The sequence below is a fragment of the Psychromonas arctica genome (genome assembly GCF_038155225.1).
Classification (GTDB): domain Bacteria; phylum Pseudomonadota; class Gammaproteobacteria; order Enterobacterales; family Psychromonadaceae; genus Psychromonas; species Psychromonas arctica_B.
The window spans coordinates 1-235 of the sequence record NZ_JBAKBA010000195.1 but is presented as its reverse complement, the minus strand read 5'-3'; the positions used below and the strand labels follow the sequence as shown (position 1 = coordinate 235).

1 protein-coding gene is annotated in these 235 nt (G+C 34.9%); it reads left to right on the top strand.

The genetic code is table 11. From position 1 onward, the window contains the following. Positions 1-235: HIT domain-containing protein (locus V6255_RS18280; protein ID WP_425355949.1), on the top strand; the 235-nt coding region annotated here is incomplete at both ends.

The window sequence follows — 235 nt, the reverse complement described above, 5'->3', positions numbered from 1 at the left end:
TTAGAAAAATAATTGATAAAGAGATCCCATCGGATATGCTTTATGAAGATCAATACGTTACTGCTTTTCGTGATATTTCACCACAAGCTCCTGTGCATATTTTAATTATTCCAAATAAACTGATTGCAACCGCGATTGATATTGAAGTTGAAGATGAGTTTTTAATCGGCAAAATGTATACAGTCGCTAATCAATTGGCTAAGCAAGAAGGCATCGCAGAGTCTCGTTATCGTTT